The 19,913-nt window shown below is 59.6% G+C and carries 19 protein-coding genes; 11 read left to right on the forward strand and 8 right to left on the reverse strand.

Translation table 11 applies throughout. The features are described from left to right. Both AC2FNB_RS16470 and AC2FNB_RS16475 read right to left on the reverse strand, forming a co-directional pair. Window positions 1-779 (reverse strand): adenylate/guanylate cyclase domain-containing protein (locus AC2FNB_RS16470; RefSeq protein ID WP_496747982.1); only part of this gene is annotated, 779 nt, incomplete at its 3' end. A 114-nt stretch (window positions 780-893) separates the two neighbouring features. Next, on the reverse strand, window positions 894-1,679 hold the full coding sequence (locus tag AC2FNB_RS16475) for a 23S rRNA (adenine(2030)-N(6))-methyltransferase RlmJ (protein ID WP_480751790.1): 786 nt from the start codon (window positions 1,677-1,679) through the stop codon (window positions 894-896). A gap of 154 nt (window positions 1,680-1,833) precedes the next feature. On the opposite strand from AC2FNB_RS16475, the gene AC2FNB_RS16480 reads away from it, so the two are divergent. The 6 genes from AC2FNB_RS16480 (at window position 1,834) to AC2FNB_RS16505 (ending at window position 8,406) form a co-directional block, all read left to right on the forward strand. Further along, window positions 1,834-2,880 (forward strand): rod shape-determining protein, encoded by a 1,047-nt coding sequence (locus AC2FNB_RS16480; RefSeq protein ID WP_480751789.1) that lies wholly within the window; start codon window positions 1,834-1,836, stop codon window positions 2,878-2,880. Window positions 2,881-2,941: 61 nt separating this feature from the next. Further along, window positions 2,942-3,844, forward strand: coding sequence for a rod shape-determining protein MreC (gene mreC / locus AC2FNB_RS16485; RefSeq protein ID WP_480751787.1), 903 nt, complete (start codon window positions 2,942-2,944; stop codon window positions 3,842-3,844). Continuing rightward, the gene (locus AC2FNB_RS16490; protein WP_496747983.1) at window positions 3,837-4,376 is read left to right on the forward strand and encodes a rod shape-determining protein MreD; all 540 of its coding nucleotides are present in this window, start codon (window positions 3,837-3,839) and stop codon (window positions 4,374-4,376) included. The genes mreC and AC2FNB_RS16490 overlap by 8 nt, the downstream gene beginning before the upstream one ends. Next, window positions 4,373-6,319 carry a penicillin-binding protein 2 gene (gene mrdA, locus AC2FNB_RS16495; protein WP_480751785.1) on the forward strand — a complete coding sequence of 649 codons (1,947 nt, stop codon included), beginning with the start codon at window positions 4,373-4,375 and terminating at the stop codon, window positions 6,317-6,319. The genes AC2FNB_RS16490 and mrdA overlap by 4 nt, the downstream gene beginning before the upstream one ends. Then, entirely contained in the window at window positions 6,316-7,455 is a 1,140-nt protein-coding gene (gene rodA / locus AC2FNB_RS16500; protein ID WP_480751784.1) for a rod shape-determining protein RodA, read from the forward strand. The genes mrdA and rodA overlap by 4 nt, the downstream gene beginning before the upstream one ends. Window positions 7,456-7,473: 18 nt before the next feature. Then, the gene (locus AC2FNB_RS16505) at window positions 7,474-8,406 is read left to right on the forward strand and encodes a 2-hydroxyacid dehydrogenase (RefSeq protein WP_480751782.1); all 933 of its coding nucleotides are present in this window, start codon (window positions 7,474-7,476) and stop codon (window positions 8,404-8,406) included. Between the two features lie 57 nt (window positions 8,407-8,463). Here the strand turns inward: AC2FNB_RS16505 and AC2FNB_RS16510 are convergent, their stop codons facing one another. Then, window positions 8,464-10,479 (reverse strand): M3 family metallopeptidase, encoded by a 2,016-nt coding sequence (locus AC2FNB_RS16510; RefSeq protein WP_496747985.1) that lies wholly within the window; start codon window positions 10,477-10,479, stop codon window positions 8,464-8,466. Window positions 10,480-10,620: 141 nt separating this feature from the next. On the opposite strand from AC2FNB_RS16510, the gene AC2FNB_RS16515 reads away from it, so the two are divergent. Next, window positions 10,621-11,835, forward strand: a complete 1,215-nt coding sequence (locus tag AC2FNB_RS16515; protein WP_496747987.1) for a trans-sulfuration enzyme family protein — start codon at window positions 10,621-10,623, stop codon at window positions 11,833-11,835. 16 nt (window positions 11,836-11,851) lie between these two features. Here AC2FNB_RS16515 and AC2FNB_RS16520 read toward each other — a convergent pair whose 3' ends face one another. The 5 genes from AC2FNB_RS16520 to AC2FNB_RS16540 all read right to left on the reverse strand — a co-directional run bounded on the left by AC2FNB_RS16520 (window position 11,852) and on the right by AC2FNB_RS16540 (window position 16,384). After that, window positions 11,852-12,898 (reverse strand): HesA/MoeB/ThiF family protein, encoded by a 1,047-nt coding sequence (locus AC2FNB_RS16520; RefSeq protein ID WP_480751778.1) that lies wholly within the window; start codon window positions 12,896-12,898, stop codon window positions 11,852-11,854. After that, window positions 12,898-13,353 carry a dUTP diphosphatase gene (gene dut, locus AC2FNB_RS16525; protein WP_480751776.1) on the reverse strand — a complete coding sequence of 152 codons (456 nt, stop codon included), beginning with the start codon at window positions 13,351-13,353 and terminating at the stop codon, window positions 12,898-12,900. The genes AC2FNB_RS16520 and dut overlap by 1 nt, the downstream gene beginning before the upstream one ends. A 48-nt stretch (window positions 13,354-13,401) precedes the next feature. Beyond that, window positions 13,402-14,598: a bifunctional phosphopantothenoylcysteine decarboxylase/phosphopantothenate--cysteine ligase CoaBC gene (coaBC, locus tag AC2FNB_RS16530; RefSeq protein WP_480751774.1), complete on the reverse strand. Its 1,197-nt coding sequence runs from the start codon at window positions 14,596-14,598 to the stop codon at window positions 13,402-13,404. A gap of 80 nt (window positions 14,599-14,678) precedes the next feature. Further along, window positions 14,679-15,509, reverse strand: a complete 831-nt coding sequence (locus tag AC2FNB_RS16535; protein WP_496747989.1) for a ChaN family lipoprotein — start codon at window positions 15,507-15,509, stop codon at window positions 14,679-14,681. Further along, a complete protein-coding gene (locus AC2FNB_RS16540) occupies window positions 15,506-16,384 on the reverse strand; it encodes an RNA polymerase factor sigma-32 (protein WP_496747990.1) in 879 nt (292 codons plus the stop codon). Before AC2FNB_RS16540 ends, AC2FNB_RS16535 begins: the two co-directional genes overlap by 4 nt. A gap of 100 nt (window positions 16,385-16,484) precedes the next feature. On the opposite strand from AC2FNB_RS16540, the gene cobU reads away from it, so the two are divergent. The 4 genes from cobU to AC2FNB_RS16560 form a co-directional block, all read left to right on the forward strand. Continuing rightward, window positions 16,485-17,006 carry a bifunctional adenosylcobinamide kinase/adenosylcobinamide-phosphate guanylyltransferase gene (gene cobU / locus AC2FNB_RS16545; protein WP_496747995.1) on the forward strand — a complete coding sequence of 174 codons (522 nt, stop codon included), beginning with the start codon at window positions 16,485-16,487 and terminating at the stop codon, window positions 17,004-17,006. Further along, window positions 17,003-17,581, forward strand: coding sequence for a histidine phosphatase family protein (locus AC2FNB_RS16550; RefSeq protein ID WP_480751770.1), 579 nt, complete (start codon window positions 17,003-17,005; stop codon window positions 17,579-17,581). The genes cobU and AC2FNB_RS16550 overlap by 4 nt, the downstream gene beginning before the upstream one ends. A 58-nt stretch (window positions 17,582-17,639) precedes the next feature. After that, window positions 17,640-18,521, forward strand: coding sequence for a glutathione S-transferase N-terminal domain-containing protein (locus AC2FNB_RS16555; protein WP_496747992.1), 882 nt, complete (start codon window positions 17,640-17,642; stop codon window positions 18,519-18,521). A 64-nt stretch (window positions 18,522-18,585) separates the two neighbouring features. After that, window positions 18,586-19,913, forward strand: a 1,328-nt coding sequence (locus AC2FNB_RS16560) for a YifB family Mg chelatase-like AAA ATPase (protein ID WP_496747994.1), incomplete at its 3' end; no start/stop codon positions are given.

The following is a 19,913-nucleotide window of genomic DNA, read 5'->3' on the forward strand; positions in this document are numbered from 1 at the left end:
ATGTACTGGGCCCCAAGTTTCCCGGCCACCTCGCGAATATTGACCGACTGCCCCTTGTAGACGAAAACCGAGTTTCGCGAGATGACAAACAGCTCGCGTCGGCGGCTGAGCTCGGTCAACAGATCCTCGGTCAGGCCATCGACAAAGAACTCCTGCTCGGTATCGCCGCTCATATTGGCAAAAGGCAGGACCGCGATTGTGGGTTTCACAACGCGGGTGTCTTCGTCTTTCGAAGTGTCTTTGGAAGCCGAGCTTGCCTTGGGCTTGTCCAGTTCTACGCGATAGGCGTGCACCGCGTGCGAAATATTCTTGAGCGCGAGCTCTCCCAAATCTTCGAAACCCAGCTCCATTTGCTGACGAACCTGATCGTGTACGGCGCCCGAAATCACGACGTCGCCCACCCCTGCCGCCTGTTCCAGCCGCGCGGCGACGTTGACGCCACTGCCAAAGATGTCGTTTTCTTCGAATATGATATCACCCAGATTGATGCCGATCCGAAACTGGATGCGCTGACTTTCGGGAACATCGATATTGCGGCGAAGCATCCGGCTCTGGACTTCGACGGCACAAGCAACGGCATCAAGCGCACTGGCGAATTCCACCAGCATTCCGTCCCCCGTCGTCTTGATGATCTTACCGCGATTCTTGGTGATTGCCGGATCGATCAGTTCGATGCGATGTGTCCTGAGCCGGGCGAGCGTTCCCGCCTCATCGGCTTCCATCAATCGGCTGTACCCAACCATGTCTGCGGCCAATACGGCAGCCAGTCTTCGATCCATCGCGCCCCTCCGTCAGGGCATTCTAGGCTCGGTGCGGGTAGATATCCAAGGGTTTTGATGGAGCGCAACCTATGCAGGATCATTCCGGACGCCACATCCGTGATGGCGGTTGCCTCAGAGGCGTCCAAAGATCCGGTCAAGCCGTGCAATTTCATCCTCAAGACCAAAGGGAGCATTCACAAAAAACATGCCCGAGCCGATCATCCTGTGCCCCTCGCGCACAGGCGGAAACCGCACTTCGTGGCGCAGCGTTTTGGGCAGGCTCTGCCCTTCCAGTGCCTGCAACATGGCCTTGTGGCGAGCATCAATCAGGATCGGATACCACAGCGCGATGACGCCGACGTTCCAGGCCCGGTGCATTTTCGCGACAAGGCCGGGCAGGCGGTCATACTCGGACTTTACCTCATAGCTTGGATCAATCAACATCATCCCGCGCCGGGGCGAGGGCGGCAGCAACGATTGCGCCAGTTCGAACCCGTCCTGCCTGTAAACCCTGGCGGCGAAGGGTTTCATCGTTGCAACCAAAGCGGCGTGTTCCTGCGGGTGCAGTTCTGCAAAATGCAAACTATCTTGCGACCGCAACAGGCTTGCCGCGATCAGCGGAGATCCCGGATAGGTCGTCTCGCCATATCGCGACTGCACCGTTTCAAGCGCCCGAGTCAGGGGGTGGCCCGCATCAAACCATGCCTCGCGCCGGGCGCGTTCGATCCCCGCCGCCGCCTCGCCCGTGCGTTTGGCCTCAGCCCCGTCCAGCTGGTACCGGCCGCGCCCCGCGTGGGTTTCGACATAGCTCAGCGGTTTGTCCTTGCGGGTCAGATATTCCAGCGCCGAGGCCAGCAACGCATGCTTTTGCACATCCGCCAGATTTCCTGCGTGGTAAATGTGTTGATACGACAGCATGGTTGCTTCTAAAGTCCTTCCGAAAGAGGCGAAAAGGCGCTGATTTGATTGGAATCAGCCCTTTTACCGGGCGGCTTCGCGCCCTATAAGTCATCCGTCCCCGACCCGTCGAGTCGTGGGAACAAGAATAATTTTGGCAAGCAGGACCACATACATGGGGATCTTTGGTAATCTGGGCGGCCTGTTCTCGTCGGACATGGCTATCGACCTTGGGACCGCGAACACGCTGGTTTACGTCAAGGGCCGCGGCATTATCCTGAGCGAACCTTCCGTGGTCGCCTATCACGTCAAGGATGGCGTCAAAAAGGTGCTTGCCGTGGGCGAAGATGCCAAGCTGATGCTTGGTCGCACGCCCGGCTCCATCGAGGCGATCCGCCCGATGCGCGAAGGGGTGATCGCGGATTTCGACACGGCCGAAGAGATGATCAAGCATTTCATCCGCAAGGTGCACAAGCGTTCAACCTTTTCGAAGCCCAAGGTCATCGTCTGCGTTCCGCACGGTGCCACCCCTGTCGAAAAACGCGCAATCCGCCAATCCGTTCTGAGCGCCGGCGCGCGCCGCGCGGGCCTGATTGCCGAACCCATTGCAGCGGCCATCGGGGCGGGTATGCCGATTACGGATCCGACCGGCAACATGGTCGTGGATATCGGCGGCGGCACGACCGAAGTGGCCGTGCTCAGCCTAGGCGATATCGTCTATGCCCGATCGATCCGCGTTGGTGGCGACAGGATGGACGAGGCAATCATCAACTATCTGCGCCGCCAACAGAACCTTTTGGTGGGCGAATCCACCGCCGAGCGGATCAAGACCACAATCGGTACCGCGCGCATGCCCGATGACGGGCGTGGCCAATCAATGCAGATCAGGGGTCGCGACCTGCTGAACGGCGTTCCGAAAGAGATCGAGATCAGCCAGGCGCAGGTGGCAGAAGCGCTGTCGGAGCCGGTGCAGCAGATCTGCGAGGCTGTGATGACCGCGTTGGAAACCACCCCGCCGGATCTGGCCGCCGACATCGTTGACCGTGGCGTGATGCTGACCGGTGGTGGTGCCCTGTTGGGCGATTTGGATCTGGCGCTGCGCGAACAGACCGGGTTGGCCGTTTCCATCGCGGATGAAAGCCTGAACTGCGTTGCGCTCGGCACCGGAAAAGCCCTGGAATATGAAAAACAACTGCGCCACGCGATTGACTACGACAGCTGAGGCGCGCACCCTCTGACCCAAGTGTCAACGCAACGGCGCGACATGCACCCGAGGGAGTCCCGTGGCAAAGGACCGATCACAGCGTGACGACTTTACCGCCCCCCTGCGCCGCCTGCTTTTGGGGGTTTTGTTGCTGTGCCTTTTCGGCATCTTTCTGGTCTGGCGGATAGACAGCCCCCGGGTCGAAAGGTTCCGCGCGCACGTCGTAGACGAGGTTGTCCCCTCCATGGAGTGGGCGATGGTGCCGGTAACCGGTGCCATCAACCTTTTCCGGGATTTCCAGAGTTATCAGCGGCTGAGTGAACAGAACCGCGAATTGCGCAGCGAATTGCGGCAGATGCGGGCGTGGAAAGAAGCCGCGTTGCAGCTGGAACAGGAAAATGCGCGCCTGCTCGATCTCAACAACGTACGCCTCGATCCACGCCTGACTTATATCACCGGCGTCGTGATGGCAGACAGCGGTTCTCCTTTCCGGCAATCGGTTCTGCTGAATGTGGGGGCGAGGGATGGCATCGTCGACGGCTGGGCTGCGATGGACGGGATCGGGCTTGTCGGGAGGATATCCGGCGTCGGCGCCGATACCGCGCGGGTGATCCTGTTGACGGATGCCGCCAGCTCGATACCTGCCACAATCCAGCCATCGGGCCAGACGGCTTTGGTGGCCGGGGACAACACCGCCGCCCCCGCAATCGATTTTCTGGAAAACCGAGAACTGGTGCGCCCCGGAGACCGCGTAGTTTCGTCGGGGGATGGTGGCGTCTTTCCCGCTGGTTTGCTGATCGGACAGGTCGCCCAAGACCCCGGAGGTCGCCTGCGGGTCAGGCTGTCTGCGGATTTCGAGCGTCTCGAGTTTCTGCGCGTGCTGCGTTATCATCCGGCCCAGCCGATCTCCGATCCCGGTGGCATCGTGACGCCGGACCGCCCTGCGGCTGCGTTGCAACCAGAGGAGGCCGCGGATGGATAGGCTGTCACCCTCTTATCCGTGGATGATGCGTGCGCTCTATGCCGGGGTGGCCTTGGTCATCTTGTTCTTTCATCTGCTGCCGTTGAACACTTTGCCCTCCAGATGGGCCCCGCCCGATCTGCTGCTCGCCATGACCTTTGCCTGGACATTGCGGCGTCCTGACTATGTTCCGATACTACTCGTCGCCTTTGTAATGCTTATGGCAGATCTTTTATTGCAGCGCCCGCCAGGCCTGCTGTCTGCTCTGACCGTCGGAGCCTGTGCTTATCTGAGGACGATTTCCGCCACGACCCGGGATGCAGGTATTGTCGGCGAATGGATAACCGTGGCCACTGTTCTCACCGCGATAACACTTGGTAATCGCCTCATCCTCGGCCTGACCTCGGTCGAACTGGTTTCGATCTGGCTGGTTACCTTGCAACTTGTTCTGACCATTGCCGCATATCCGCTTGTTGTCTGGGTCAGTCAATCGGTCCTTGGCATAAGGCGGCTGACTGCCGCCGAGACGGAAGCATTGGGAGGTCGCGCATGAAACGCAATCCCAAAGAGCTTGGCCGTATCCACCGCCGATTTTCACGGCGCGCACTGGTCCTTGGCGGGATGCAAGCGGCATTCATCGGCGGGCTGACCATGCGGATGAGACACTTGCAGGTCGAGCAGGCCGACCAGTTCCGTCTTCTGGCCGAGGAAAACCGGATCAACATTCGCCTGATCCCACCGAACCGAGGAGAGATTTTCGACCGCAACGGCAAGATTATCGGTCAGAACTCTCCTTCATATCGAATCGTCATCGTGCGCGAAGACGCCGGAGACGTCGAACAGGTCATTGCCAACCTCTCCAAGCTTATCCCGCTCAGCGAGGAAGAACTGGAACGTGCCCGCGCCGAGATGCGCCGCTCGGCACCTTTCCTGCCAGTGACACTTGCCGATCACGTGACGTGGGAAGATATCTCGAAGGTCGCCATCAACGCGCCCGCCCTGCCCGGCATAACGCCCGAGGTCGGTCTGGCCCGCGCCTATCCCCGCTATGAGGATTTCGCGCATGTTGTAGGCTATGTCGGCCCGGTCAGCGACTATGATCTCAGCCAGATGTCCGATCCGGAACCGGTGCTGCGCATCCCGCGTTTCCAGATCGGCAAGGTGGGCCTGGAGGCCAAGAAAGAAGACATCCTGCGCGGCAAGGCCGGGGCGAAGCGGGTCGAGGTCAACGCAACGGGCCGTATCATGCGCGAGCTTGACCGGCGCGAAGGTCAGGCCGGGGCCGACCTGCAACTTTCGATCGACGCGGACCTGCAACAATACGCACAGGCACGGTTGGCAGGCGAAAGCGCGGCTGCCGTTGTCATTGACTGCGAAACCGGCGATTTGCGAGCCATCGCTTCGGCTCCGAGCTTTGATCCGAACCTGTTCGTCAGCGGAATATCTGTTGCGGACTACCGGGCGCTGACCGAGAACAAATACCGCCCGCTGGCGAACAAGAGCGTTCAGGGCACTTATCCGCCCGGTTCGACCTTCAAGATGATCACGGCGATGGCCGCGCTTGAAGCGGGGATTATCGGTTCCGAGGACACGGTCTATTGTCCCGGTTTCCACAAGGTCGGCAGTCGGCGCTTCCACTGCTGGAAGCGCGGCGGGCATGGGCACATGAACCTGCTCAACTCGCTCAAGCAAAGCTGCGACGTTTATTACTATGACGTCGCACTGAAGGTCGGTATCGACCGGATATCGGAGATGGCCAACAAATTCGGCTTGGGCATCAGGCACGACATTCCAATGTCCGCAGTTGCCGAAGGGCTTGCCCCGAACCAGGAATGGAAATCCCGCGTTCACGGTCAGGAATGGCTGATTGGCGATACGGCGAACTCATCGATCGGCCAAGGCTTCATGCTGGCCTCGCCGCTGCAGTTGGCGGTGATGTCCGCGCGCATCGCCACTGGTCGCGCGGTCACGCCCCGACTCGTCAAGTCCATTGACGGAATGGAACAGCCCTCGGGGGCGGGTGAGGCGCTGGACATCAACCAGAACAACCTTCTTCAGTTGCGCCGGGCTATGTTTGCCGTCTCGAACGACCGGCGCGGTACGGCCTATCGCAGCCGCATCATCGAAGACGCCTTTCGGATGGCGGGCAAGACCGGCACCAGTCAGGTACGCAACATCACCGCTGCCGAACGGGCCGCCGGGGTGATCCGGAACGAGGACCTTCCTTGGGAACGCCGAGACCACGCGCTTTTTGTCTGCTTTGCCCCATTCGAAAATCCCAAGTACGCGGTTTCGGTCGTGGTCGAACATGGCGGTGGCGGATCTAAGGCCGCTGCCCCGGTTGCGCGGGACATCATGCTACAAGCGCTGTACGAGGGAACTCCGCCGCTCGAAGCTTATCCGGTCGCTGATCGCGAACAAATAAAGGAACAGCAGGCAAGGATCGAAAGCGATCAGCGACCTAAGGCACGTCCAGACGAGAAAGATCGTGCATGAGCTATCTTGAGCATTCCGTCAAATCCACGCCCACCGGGTTTCGCAAGTTTCTGTATTTGAACTGGCCGCTTACCCTGTTGTTGGCCAGCGTGGCCAGTGTCGGGTTTCTGATGCTTTACTCGGTGGCGGGCGGTTCATTCACCCCCTGGGCCAAACCCCAAATCGAGCGCTTTGGGCTTGGGTTGGTGGTCATGTTCGTGGTGGCCATGGTCCCAATCTGGTTCTGGCGCAACATGTCAGTTCTGGCTTATCTGGTCTCAATCACACTTTTGGTTCTGGTCGAGATCATGGGCACGGTCGGCATGGGCGCACAGCGCTGGATCGATCTTGGGTTCATGCGGCTGCAACCGTCGGAATTGATGAAGATTACCTTGGTTATGGTTCTTGCGGCCTATTACGATTGGCTGCCCGAGCACAAGACATCACGCCCGCTTTGGGTACTTCTGCCGGTACTTCTGATCCTCTTGCCGACTGCTCTGGTTCTCAAACAACCCGATCTTGGCACGTCGATCCTGCTGCTTGCGGCGGGGGGCGGCCTGATGTTTCTGGCCGGGGTCCACTGGGCCTATTTTGTTGCAGTCATCGCGGCGGGCGTCGGATTGATTTCCACAGTATTCAAAAGTCGGGATACCGACTGGCAACTGCTCAAGGACTATCAGTTCCGCCGCATCGACACCTTTCTGGACCCCTCGACCGATCCCTTGGGTGCCGGATATCACATCACCCAGTCCAAGATCGCATTGGGGTCAGGCGGCTGGAACGGGCGCGGTTTCATGCAGGGTACCCAGTCGCGGCTGAATTTTCTGCCCGAAAAGCACACCGACTTCATCTTCACCACCCTGGCCGAAGAATTCGGGTTCGTGGGCGGCTTTTCGCTTCTGTCCCTTTATACGCTGATACTGGTGTTCTGCCTGGCCACGGCGCTGAAAACAAAAGACCGTTTCTCGTCACTGGTCACGCTCGGAATCTCGCTCAACTTCTTTCTGTTCTTCGCGGTCAACATGTCCATGGTGATGGGCCTGGCCCCCGTCGTTGGCGTCCCGCTGCCGATGGTCAGCTATGGCGGGTCGGCGATGTTGGTTCTGATGGCAGCCTTTGGCATCGTGCAAAGCGCTCACATCCACAATCCCCGATAACCGCCGAAAGCTGTGACTTTGACAATCAATGTGCTTTTCTCCGCCCGCCCTGCCCTTTGGCCAATCTACGAGCCACTGCTGCTTCGGAATCTAAGCGATGCCGGGCTGGATTTCACTCTAAACACACAATTCGACCCTGCCGAAGTCGACTATGTTGTGTATGCCCCCAATGGAGGTTTGCAGGATTTCACCCCGATGACACGCCTCAAGGCGGTTCTGAGCTTATGGGCAGGTGTCGAGACTATCGTGGGAAACAAAACCCTGACGGTGCCGTTGGTGCGGATGGTCGATCATGGCTTGACGCAGGGGATGACAGAATGGGTTGTCGGCCACGTCTTACGGTATCACCTTGGCATGGATGCCCACATTCATGGCCTGAACGGGGACTGGCTGCAGAAGGTTCCGCCACTGGCACAGGATCGTACCGTCTGTATTCTTGGCCTTGGCGCCTTGGGCGAGGCCGCGGCACGAGCGCTGGTGGCCTTGAATTTCGACGTCACCGGTTGGTCTCGTACACTCAAGGAGTTCCCTGGAATCCGTTGTTTCAGCGGAACGGAAGGATTGCATCAGGCGCTTTCGACCGCCGAGATAGCCGTTCTGCTTATGCCGGACACGCCCGCGACGGAAAACACCCTGAATGCGGAAACACTGGCGCTGATGCCCAAGGGCGCCCGGATCATCAATCCCGGCCGCGGCCCGTTGATTGACGACAATGCATTGCTGGCAGCGCTGGACACGGACCAAATCGGTCATGCCACACTTGATGTTTTCCGAACCGAGCCACTGCCCAAGGACCATCCCTATTGGTCACATTCCAAAGTCACAGTAACGCCGCATATCGCCTCGGAAACCCGCCCGGCGACAGCCGCTCAGGTGATCGTCGACAACATCCGTCGCAGCGAATCCGGCGAACCGTTGCTGCATCTGGTGGATCGCGAGGCGGGATACTGACCTCCCGCCCTTTTCTTTTCGTGCAAAACACGGTCGCCAGAGGCGAAATCTGCGCGTTCAGGCAGCGATCAATCCACGCCCCTTGAGCAGGGCATCGACACCCGGCATGCGGCCACGGAACGCCAGATACAACTCTTCTGCCTCTTTCGACCCACCAGTCGACAGAATGTTGTCTTCCAGTGCCTTTGCCTGCTCCCGGTCAAATGCGCCGCCCGCTTCTTCGAAAGCTGAGAATGCGTCCGCATCCATTACCTCGGACCACATGTAGCTGTAATACCCCGAGCTGTATCCGTCCCCTGCAAAGACATGGGCAAAATGCGGCGTGGCGTGGCGCATGCCGATTGCATGAGGCATCCCGAGTTCCGCCAGAACCTCGGCTTGTTTCGCCATCGGGTCGGCTGGGGCCACGCCGTCGTGAAAGGCCAGATCGACAAGCGCAGATGCCACATATTCGACCGTCTGAAAGCCCTGATCAAAATTCGCGGCTTCCAGGACCTTTTTCAGCATCTCGGGCGGCATCGGTTCACCGGTTTCGGCATGGGTCGCGAATTCAGACAGAACTTCGGGCACTTCCAGCCAGTGCTCATAAAGCTGGCTGGGCAATTCCACGAAATCCCGCGCGACCGACGTTCCCGAAATGCTCTCATAGGTCACATTCGACAAGATCTGGTGCAAGGCATGGCCGAATTCGTGAAACAGCGTGCGTGCATCGTCATAGGACAAGAGGGCCGGATCGCCTTTGGCGAAGTTGCAGACATTGATGACCACAGGCGCTTGCGTTTTGGGGAATATCGCCTGTTGCCGCATCGCGCTACACCACGCGCCCGACCGTTTCGAGCCCCGCGCGAAATAATCCCCGATGAACACCGCGATGTGTTGCCCGCCCCGCGTCACTTCCCATGCGCGGCAATCGGGATGATAGAGTGGGACGTCCAGCGGGCGAAATTCCAGACCGAACAGGCGGTTCGCGCAAGCAAACGCGGCCTCGATCATCCGATCGAGTTGCAGATATGGCTTGAGCGCGGCCTCATCCAGATCATGTTCGGCCTTGCGCCGCTTTTCCGCGTAATAGCGCCAGTCCCACGGCTCTAGCTCTCCATTGATTCCGTCGGCCTGCATCATGTCGGTCAACACCTTGGTATCCGCCTCGGCCCGCGCCTTGGCCGGCTCCCAAACCTGCATCAGCAAGTCACGCACACGCTCGGGTGTGCGGGCCATCTCGGTTTCCAGCTTGTAGGCCGCGAAGTTGTCATATCCGAGCAACCGGGCGCGTTCTTCGCGCAGCTTTAGGATCTCGGTCGCAAGAGCCCGGTTGTCGGTTTCCCCGCCATTGGCCCCGCGAGCGACCCAAGCGCGATAAGCCCTCTCGCGCAGATCGCGGCGCGGTGTGAACTGCAGGAAGGGCGCGATCAGAGACCGCGACAAAGTGACGACCGGTCCTTCCACGTTTTTTTCCTTGCCCGCCTCACGTGCAGCACTGACGACAAATTTCGGCAATCCTTCGAGATCGTTTTCGGAAAGCGGCATGAACCAGTCGCGCTCATCCGCCAGAAGGTTTTGGGTAAAGGCCGTACCAAGTTCGGCAAGCCGGGACTTGATTGCCTTCATCCGAACGTCATCCGCACCTTCCAACGCGGCCCCTGCCCGGATAAAGCCGCGATGGGTCAGCATCAGAACCCGCTGTTGTTCGTCGGTCAGGTTCAACTCGTCCCGCTGATCCCATACGGCGGCCACACGACGAAACAACGTCTTGTTTGACGAAATCTCGGAAAAATGCGCAGCCAGCCTGGGTGAAAAGGCCCGCTGCAACTCTTCGCGTTTCGGGTTGCTGTCCGCCCCGGCAACGGTGAAAAACACGCCGAGCACCTTGTCGACAAGATCCCCAGCCGCCTCTAGCGCCTCGACCGTGTTGGTAAAACTCGGCGCTTCTGGGTCGGAGGCAATTGCTCCGATCTCGGCCTTGTGGGCGGCCAGAGCCTGCTCAAGCGCGGGTTCGAAATCGTCATCTTTGATGTCGTCAAAGGGGGCGATTTCGAATGGGGTCTGCCAGTCGGCAAGGATCGGGTTGGTCATGAATGTCTCCTTTGCTGGTCAAGCTAGGTTCGCGCGTCGGATTGGTCCAGAGGTGCGACACTCAAAACAGCACGCATTGTCATATGTCCGGTTGCGATACAGCTGCAACAAAAGCAGGTTGATCCAAACGGGAGATACGACATGACCAGAACCGACCGACACCGCGGCCCCATGACTACTGCCATTCACGCTGGCGAAAGGCCGGACGCGGCCACAGGCGCTTCGGCCCCGGCACTGCACATGAGCTCGACCTTCGTGACCGATCAGGTGGCGGGGTTCTCGGCTCATGATCTGGAAGAAGGAACCGGGGGATATCTGTATTCCCGCTGGAACAACCCCACTGTCGCAATGCTGGAAGCCAAGATTGCCGCCATGCAAGGAACCGAGTCCTGCCTGTGTCTGGCATCGGGCATGGCCGCCGCATCGGCCATTTTCTTCACGTTCCTCTCGGCAGGGGACCATATTGTCATCTCGGATGTCTCTTATGCCGGAGTAGCGGAACTGGCACGCGACACACTGCCCCGGATGGGAATCGAGGTGACGGCAGTGAACATGTCCGATCTGGAAGCCGTCGCAGCAGCTATCCGTCCAGACACGAAACTGATCCACACTGAAACCCCGGTCAATCCGATCGGGCGGCTGACCGATCTGGCGGCCGTTTCGCAACTCGCCAAGGGAGCAAATGCATTGCTGAGCTGCGACGCTACATTTGCTTCACCCTTGGGCATGGATGCGGCAGGACTGGGCGTCGATCTGGTGATGCACTCGATCACGAAATATATAGGCGGACATGGCGACGCAGTCGGTGGCGCGGTGGCCGGGTCTGCCGATCTGATCGGACGCATGCGCGCCGAGGCAGCCATTCACCATGGCAGCGTATTGTCGCCCTTCAACGCATGGCTGATCGCACGAGGGGCGGCAACCCTTCCACTGCGAATGAAGGCGCACCAAATGGGCGCACAGGCTGTTGCGGAATGGCTGGATACCGATCCGCGCGTGACCAAAGTGATCTACCCCGGCCTTCCGTCGCACCCGCAGGCGGAACTGGCCGCACGACAGATGCGCAACATGTCAGGCATGATCTCGTTCCAGGTTGGGGATGCCGCCACTGGGCGGCGCATGGCACAACAGATGATCGACCGGTTGGAAGTGATCCATTATGCGGTATCTCTGGGCCATCACCGGTCGCTGATTTTCTGGATGGAAACAGCAGGTCTGATGGAGACATCATTCCGTCTTGAGGGCGCGCAATTGGAGGCCTATAGCGCCTATGCCGGCGACGGAGTCTTTCGCCTGTCGGTGGGATTGGAAGATACCGAGGATCTGATTGCGGACCTTGATCGCGCACTGGGGTAGGATAAGGGTTCGCCCGTCAGTCGCTTGACCCGCAAACCGGACAATCGGCGCGCTTGCCAAGCGTGATCTTGCGGGATTCGCCGTAAAGCGCGTCATAGATCAGCATCTCGCCGATCAAGGGGGCACCTGCCCCGGTGATCAGTTTGACTGCTTCCACCGCCATCATTGACCCGACAACCCCCGGTAACGGCCCGATTACACCGGCTTCGGAACACGACGGAGCAAGGCCGGCAGCCGGAGCTGCGGGGAAGATGCACTGATAGCAAGGACCGTTTTTCGCGGGGTGGAATACGCTAAGTTGCCCCTCCCACTGTGCCAGCGCCCCCGAGATCAGAGGCTTGCCCAGCGCCACTGCGGTGCGATTGGCCAGATATCGGGTGTCAAAATTGTCGGTGCCATCGAGGATAAGATCATAGTCGCCAAACAGCTCCTGCGCGATCTCTTCGGTCAGGCGGCGATGATAGGGGCGCACAACGACATTGGGATTTTGCGCCTCCATCGCGGATTGTGCGGAAAACACCTTGGGCGTTCCGATATCGGCGTCCCTGTGGATCACCTGGCGTTGCAGGTTGGCATTCTCGACCACATCGTCATCGATCACGCCTATGGTTCCCACCCCGGCAGCCGCAAGGTATTGCAACGCGGGTGCGCCCAGCCCCCCGGCACCAATCACAAGAACTTTGGCGTGTTTCAGTTTTTTCTGCCCGGGTCCGCCAAGTTCGCGCAAAACAATGTGGCGGGCATAGCGCTCCAGTTCACTGTCGGAAAACTTGCCCTGTGGCACCGGTGTCTCCTCTGAGGGGTTCGCAGCAGCCCTCCTGTGCAATACCGAAAGAAGGCGGGCATAGACAAGCGCCAGAACAACCATCCCACCCAGAATGAGCCAAAGCGCCGGCGACTTTCCTGTCGCTTCGCGCAAACCATGGCCGTCCGGCAAAAGGAATTGTATCAGCAAAACGCCGGTGAACAGGATGCCAACCGGGATCAGCCGCGCCGTGCGTGACACCCCCATAGCGAAACCAAGCCCCCACAACGCGGCGGCAACAACCAGAACCAAAAGCATCAGCCGCGCCCCGTCGACCCAAAGCCGCCTGCACCGCGCGTGGTATCCGACAGCGCCTCGGCCAACTCAAAACGCGCCTGCAGCACCGGGGCCACCACCAGTTGCGCGATCCTGTCGCCATGGGCGATCTCGAACCGTTCCTGCCCGGCGTTCAGAACGATTACGCCAAGTGGCCCGCGATAGTCGCTGTCGATAGTACCCGGCGTATTGGGCAGGGTGATCCCATGCTTGAGTGCCAGCCCCGATCGTGGCCGCACCTGCACCTCGAATCCTTCGGGTATCTCGATCCTCAAACCCGTCGGCACCAACGCACGCTGCCCCGGCTCCAGCGTGATGACGCCCCGGTCGGGCAGATTGGCGCGGACATCGGCACCCGCGGCGCCCACTGTTTCGTATGACGGCAACGCCACATCGGGATCAGCGCCTTCGTCCCGGATCACACGGATTGCCACCATTTCCACGCCCCTCGCTATTTCGCTTCAAATTGGTCACTCAAGGCAAACTCACTCGGTCAGTGCCGCCGCTATCCGTTGAGCCAGTTGTACCGCAACCGCGTCCTTGCCCATCCGTGGCCATTCCTCGGCCCCTGCGTCCGTGATCAGAACAACAGCGTTTTCGGTTCCCCCCATGATCCCGGTTGCGGGGCTGACATCGTTTGCCACGATCCAGTCGCACCCCTTGCGAGCCCGTTTGGCGGTTGCGTGCTCGATCACATTATCGGTTTCCGCAGCAAATCCCACAACCAGTCCGGGTCTGCCCGTCTGCATCTGCGATACGCGTTTGAGGATGTCGGGATTCTCGGCAAAGTCCAGAACCGGTAATCCATCGCGGCTTTTCTTCAACTTGCGGTCCGAGGCGCTTGCCATCCTCCAATCCGCCACTGCCGCAGCAAAAACTCCGGCATCAACTGGCAAGGCTGCGTCCACCGCCTCCGACATCTCCTGCGCCGTCTGAACCCGTATCACCTGAACCCCAGCGGGCGGCGGAACCTCGGCAGGACCAGTCACGAAAACCACCTCGGCCCCCAAAGCCGCCAGCGCCCGTGCGACGGCTGTTCCCTGCGCCCCAGAAGATCGGTTGGCGATGTATCGAACGGGGTCGATCGGTTCGTGCGTCGGCCCGGACGTCACCAGTATCCGCTTGCCCATTAGAGGGCCGTTGCCCAGCGCCTGATCGATTGCGGACACGATCTCCATCGGCTCCGCCATGCGACCCGGCCCGTATTCGCCGCAGGCCATGTCGCCTTCGTTCGGACCGACGAAACTGATCCCGTCCGCAGCGAGGAGCGACCGGTTGCGTTGTGTCGCGGGATGGCCCCACATACGCACGTTCATCGCGGGAGCCAACAAGACCGGCGTGTCTGTCGCCATCAGAAGGGTCGAGGCCAGATCGTTCGCCAGACCCGCCGCCATCTTGGCCATCAAATCTGCAGTCACTGGAGCAACAACCACCAAATCGGCTGAACGGGACAGCTGAATATGGCCCATCTCGGCCTCATCCGTCAGATCGAACAAATCGCCATAGACTTTCTCGCCAGCCAAAGCCGAAACCGACAACGGGGTTACGAATTCTTCACCGGCCTTTGTAAGCACCGGTGTCACTGACGCACCTCGCTCACGAAGACGCCGGATCAGGTCGAGCGACTTATAGGCAGCAATCCCGCCCCCGATGATCAGCAAGATACGTTTCGACGCCAGCATTCCCAGCCTCTCTCACAATCCGGACGGCCCTGACATTAGGCAAGAGCCTTGGCATGTGCCAGCGGATAATCAGTGCAAGCCTAGTCCTCTTTCCGGAAAACCTCGCAAGGGTCGTCACGCTTTGCCGCCGGGCTGTCGATCACTGCATCAAACGTGCCGCCTATCACCCCGTCTTCGGATTGTCCCAACGCAAACACGCGCAGTCCCGGCTCCATCCTGGTCAGAAATATGGGAATTCCCTGATCTTTGCGGGCGTGCCCGTTGCCGGTGATGACGGCAACCGGACCTCCGGTTTCCTCGATTGCCCTCAAGATCGCCCTCGTCAGAACTGCATCTCGCAGGCGCTGAATTGCAACAAGGTTTGGCAGCATCTCGGGCGGCATCGCATCGCAATGGACCGCCTGCTGATCGGCTTCGCGGGCCGCTTGTTCATCGGCTGGCAAAGGTATCGTCAAACCATATCGTGCGGCGTCCGCGCCCATGGCCGCCACCACGCCACTTTCCATCGCAGCCTGAGCGGCCTGTCGCGGAACCAGTCCGCCATAGACCGGCGCCCCCGCCGAAGCCTTGAACACGGGGAGGTACATTGACAGCGGCGGCCAGCCGAGTTCAGCCCATTTCAGCGTTGTCGCCAACCGCTCAGGGTCAGACACCGCCTGTGCCGTGACCCGCCCCGCGCCTTCTTCGGTCAGCATTTCCCAGACTACCGCCTTGGGTTTGATCGCCGCGACGGCTTCGGCTTGACGCAGATGATGGTGCCGGTTGTCGTGGGTTTCGCCAAGCAGAACAACGTCGGCCTGCTGCATCTGTTCCAGCACGTCCGCCGGAATTGAATCAGACGCCAAAGCCGCCCCAAACGGAGCGGTCAGAAATGCCACACAGGCACCAATCAGAATCGAAATATGTCTCATGCGAGGAAGTGTTGCACCTCGCGCGATTGCGCTTCAAGGCACTTGCGCATCTTGGCAAAGGCTGCGGCTTCCAATTGTCGCACGCGCTCTTTGGACAAGTTCAATTCCTGCCCAAGACTTTCAAGCGTGCGCGCCGGTTCGCGCAACTTGCGTTCGCGCACTATGAACCGCTCGCGCTCGTTCAGATCCTGCATCGCAGTTACAAGCCATTCACGCAATTGTCGGGTATCGTGTCTGTTTTCAACCGCTTCCGCCGCCTGTTCGCGTTCATCTTCCAGCGTGTCTATCCACTCGCGCCCCTCGTCTTCAGCGGACTGCACGGCGTTCAGAGAGAAATCCGAACCCGACAGCCGCCCCTCCATCATCTCGACATCGCGAAGGGGAACGCCGATCTCGGCCGCGATCAACTGATGCAACTGGTGTTTGTCCAGCGCAACACCATCGTTCACCGCTTCCCGTTCCAGCCGCGCCTGAACCCGCCGCATGTTGAAGAACAGGGATTTTTGTGACGAAGTAGACCCGGTACGCACCATCGACCAGTTGCGCATGACATAGTCCTGAATGCTGGCTTTGATCCACCAGACCGCATAGGTGGAAAAGCGTACGCCACGGTCAGGATCGAATTTGTCGGCGGCCTTCATCAGACCAAGCCCGGCCTCCTGGATCAGGTCATTCATCGGCGCGCCATAACGTTTGAACTTTGCAGCCATCGAAATGGCCAACCGCATGTAGGCATTGATCAAGCGGTGCAGCGCCTCAACATCCCGTTCGTCGCGCCAAGCATAAGCCAGACGCAGTTCCGTTTCGGCGTCCAGAAGTTCCGCCTTCATGGCCTGTCTGGAAATCGACAGTTCTTGCGGGTTGTCCAGTGCCATGCATCTCTCCCAATTTGCAGGCTCGGGGTTGGTCTTGTCATGCTTTGATACGGTCGATACGCAGGACAAAACCAAGTGGATCACTAGAAAGGTAATAAAAGTGCATCCCAGTTTAACCTTAATTCTTGGAGGCGCAGCTTCGGGGAAATCAGCATTTTCCGAGCAACTCGTTGTTTCAACTAAGAAAACTCGCGTTTATTTCGCCACATCACAAGTGTTTGATGAAGAGATGCGCCTAAAAATTGAGCAACATATTGCACAACGCGGCGATGGCTGGACCACAATCGAATCTCCCTTGGATCTGGAACCCCACCTTTCCAAGCTGACTTCAGATCAGGTCTGCCTGATTGACTGCGCGACCATGTGGCTCACAAACCACCTGCTTGCCGAAAACGATCTGGAACAGGCAACGGCGAACCTTCAGGTCGCTTTGCGAAACTGTGCTGCACAGGTAGTCATCGTCAGCAATGAAGTCGGTCAAGGCATCGTGCCCGACAACGCGCTGGCGCGGCGGTTCCGGGAAGCGCAAGGGCGGCTCAACATCGCCTTGGCCGCGCAGGCCGATCTGGTGGTTCAGGTCACCGCAGGATTACCTACGGTCTTGAAAGGGCGATTGCCGTGACCCGGTTGCACCTCGTTCGCCACGGCCCGACCCACGCCAAAACAATGGTCGGCTGGTCCGACCTTCCCGCCGACTTGAGTGATCACGCGGCAATTGCGCGTCTGGCCGCGCATCTTCCCCAAGACGCCCTGGTGATTTCCTCCGACTTATCCCGCGCTGCTGATACCGCGAGCGCCATTCAGGGCCCACGACGACGGTTACCGCATCATGCCGGTCTTCGGGAGATCAATTTCGGTACCTGGGAGTTGCGATCACATACCGAGATCGAAGCCGAAGACCCCCATCTGGCCCGCGCGTATTGGGACTTTCCGGGCGATGTTCGCCCTCCGCAGGGAGAAAGCTGGAACGAGGTACGTGCGCGGGTGGACAATACCATCGATGCGTTGATTTCAACCCATCGGGCGCGCGATCTGATCATCGTGGCCCATTTTGGCGTCATACTCAGTCAGGTGCAGCGCGCATTGGAGATCAATGCAGAAGAGGCTTTTGGCCACCGGATCGACAACCTGTCCGTCACAGAGATCATCAGGTTGGACACCGGATGGTCGGTAGGGCGGATCAATCACCTGCCGTGATGACGCCACTCACAAATGATCGTTTTCTGATCGTTGAAACCACGAATAACGTCAACGCATGACATATGATCTTTTCATCGGTGACCGGCTGTTTTCCAGTTGGTCCCTTCGCGGATGGTTGATGCTTGAGAAATTCGGTATCCCCTATCGCTCGCACATTGTTGGCCTTTATTCCGGCACTATGGCCGCGGATATGCAGCCGCTGGCCCCTGCCCGACTTGTCCCGGCTCTTCGATTGCCGGATGGAACGATAGTAGGGGAAAGCCTGGCCATAGCAGAGACACTGGCCGAAAATCATCCGGATGCGGGCCTTTGGCCAGATGATCCGGCTGCGCGCGCCACGGCCCGGTGGCTTTGCGCTGAAATGGCAGCCGGATTTCATACGCTGCGAAGTGAATGCCCAATGCAGCTGAAGCATTGCTTCAAGGGCTTCGTGCCGTCGTCTGGAACCTTAGCGGACGTGGATCGCGTTCAGACACTTTGGGCGCATGCCCGTTCGGTATCTGGCTGCGATTCCGGCCCCTTGTTCGGCAACTATTCGTTGGCGGATGTATTCTATACTCCGGTAGCCGCGCGCATCATTGGATATGGCCTGCCGGTTTCGGCTGGCAATCGTGAGTATTGCCTCGAACTGCTCAAGGATATCTCTTTGCGGCAATGGCGCGCGATGGGTCTTACGGTTCGATATGAGCCATTTCCCTATTCCAAGGATCTGCCGACCGAATCATGGCCCGTTGGGGGTGAATTGCAGGCCAAGACCGTTGAAACCGGCCCCCCGATCAACTCGGTTTGCCCTTATTCCGGCGAACCTGTGACGCATTTCCTTGAGCTGGAAGGGAAGCGATGGGGCTTTTGCAATCGCTTTTGCCGCGACAAAACCGTCGCCGATCCGCACGCCTGGCCCAAATTCGTGGACATGGTCGGTCGTCAGTCATGGTAGGCTTTAACCATTCTTAAACTCAAATGACGCTAGCAATCTCCTGTTAACCATGAGCAGGAGAAATATGGTCGCCCGCGCCCACACCGTCGCGTTTCAAGGCGTCGAGGCCCGCCCGGTCGAGGTGCAGTGCGCCGTCACGCCGGGTCTGCCCGCGTTTTCCATCGTCGGGCTGCCGGACAAAGCGGTCTCCGAAGCCCGTGACCGGGTGCGCAGCGCGCTTAGTTCGATGGCCATTGCGTTGCCATCCAAGCGGGTGACGATCAACCTGTCACCCGCCGACCTGCCCAAGGAAGGCAGCCATTTCGACCTGCCCATCGCCATGGCGCTTTTGGCCGCGCTGGAAATCATCCCACACGATGCGGTCGAGGGCGCGGTGGCGTTGGGTGAGTTGTCGCTGGACGGCGCACTGATGCCGGTCGTCGGAGCCCTGCCCGCCGCCATGACTGCCGCCGAACATGACCGCATTCTGCTTTGCCCGCGCGCCTCCAGCGCCGAGGCAGCCTGGGTTGGGGCCACGCAGGTGATCGGGGCAGATACATTGGGCGCGGTCGTCCGGCACTTTTCCGGCCAGTCACCCTTGCCCGAGGCCCAACCGGGAGAGGTTGACTTGTCTCCCTGTCCCCGCGACCTGCGCGACGTGAAAGGACAGGAACGAGCTAAACGTGCGCTTGAGATCGCCGCCGCCGGGCGGCACCATCTGATCATGATCGGCACGCCCGGCTCGGGAAAATCCATGCTTGCCGCACGCATTCCTGGAATACTACCGCCATTGACCGCCGCCGAGGCGCTGGAAACCTCGATGATCCAGTCCTTGTGCGGACTACTGGATGAGGGTGGGATCAGCCGGACCCGCCCCTTTCGAGAACCGCACCATACCGCTTCGATGGCCGCCATCGTTGGTGGTGGCAAAGGGGCGAAACCGGGCGAGATTTCGCTGGCCCATAACGGCGTTCTGTTCATGGATGAGTTTCCAGAGTTTCCGCGCACCGTTCTGGAGACCCTGCGCCAGCCAATCGAAACCGGCGAGGTCATGGTTGCCCGTGCCAATGCGCACGTGAAGTATCCCTGCCGTTTCATGCTGGTGGCCGCCGCGAACCCATGCAAGTGCGGGTATCTGACCGATCCCGGTCGGGCCTGTGCCCGTGCGCCTAATTGCGGCGACGATTATCTGGGGCGCATCTCCGGCCCACTGATGGACCGCTTTGATTTGAGGATGGAAGTGCCACCGGTCGGGTTCACGGATCTCGATCTGCCGCCTTCGGGTGACAGTTCCGCTACCGTGGCCATTCGGGTCGCGGCCGCGCGCGAGGTGCAGGCTCAGCGCTTTCGCGACCATCCACGGATCAGGCAGAACGCCGATGTCGAAGGCAAGACTCTGGAACAGATCGCTAC

The sequence above is a fragment of the Ruegeria sp. BHSB058 genome, from assembly GCF_059613285.1.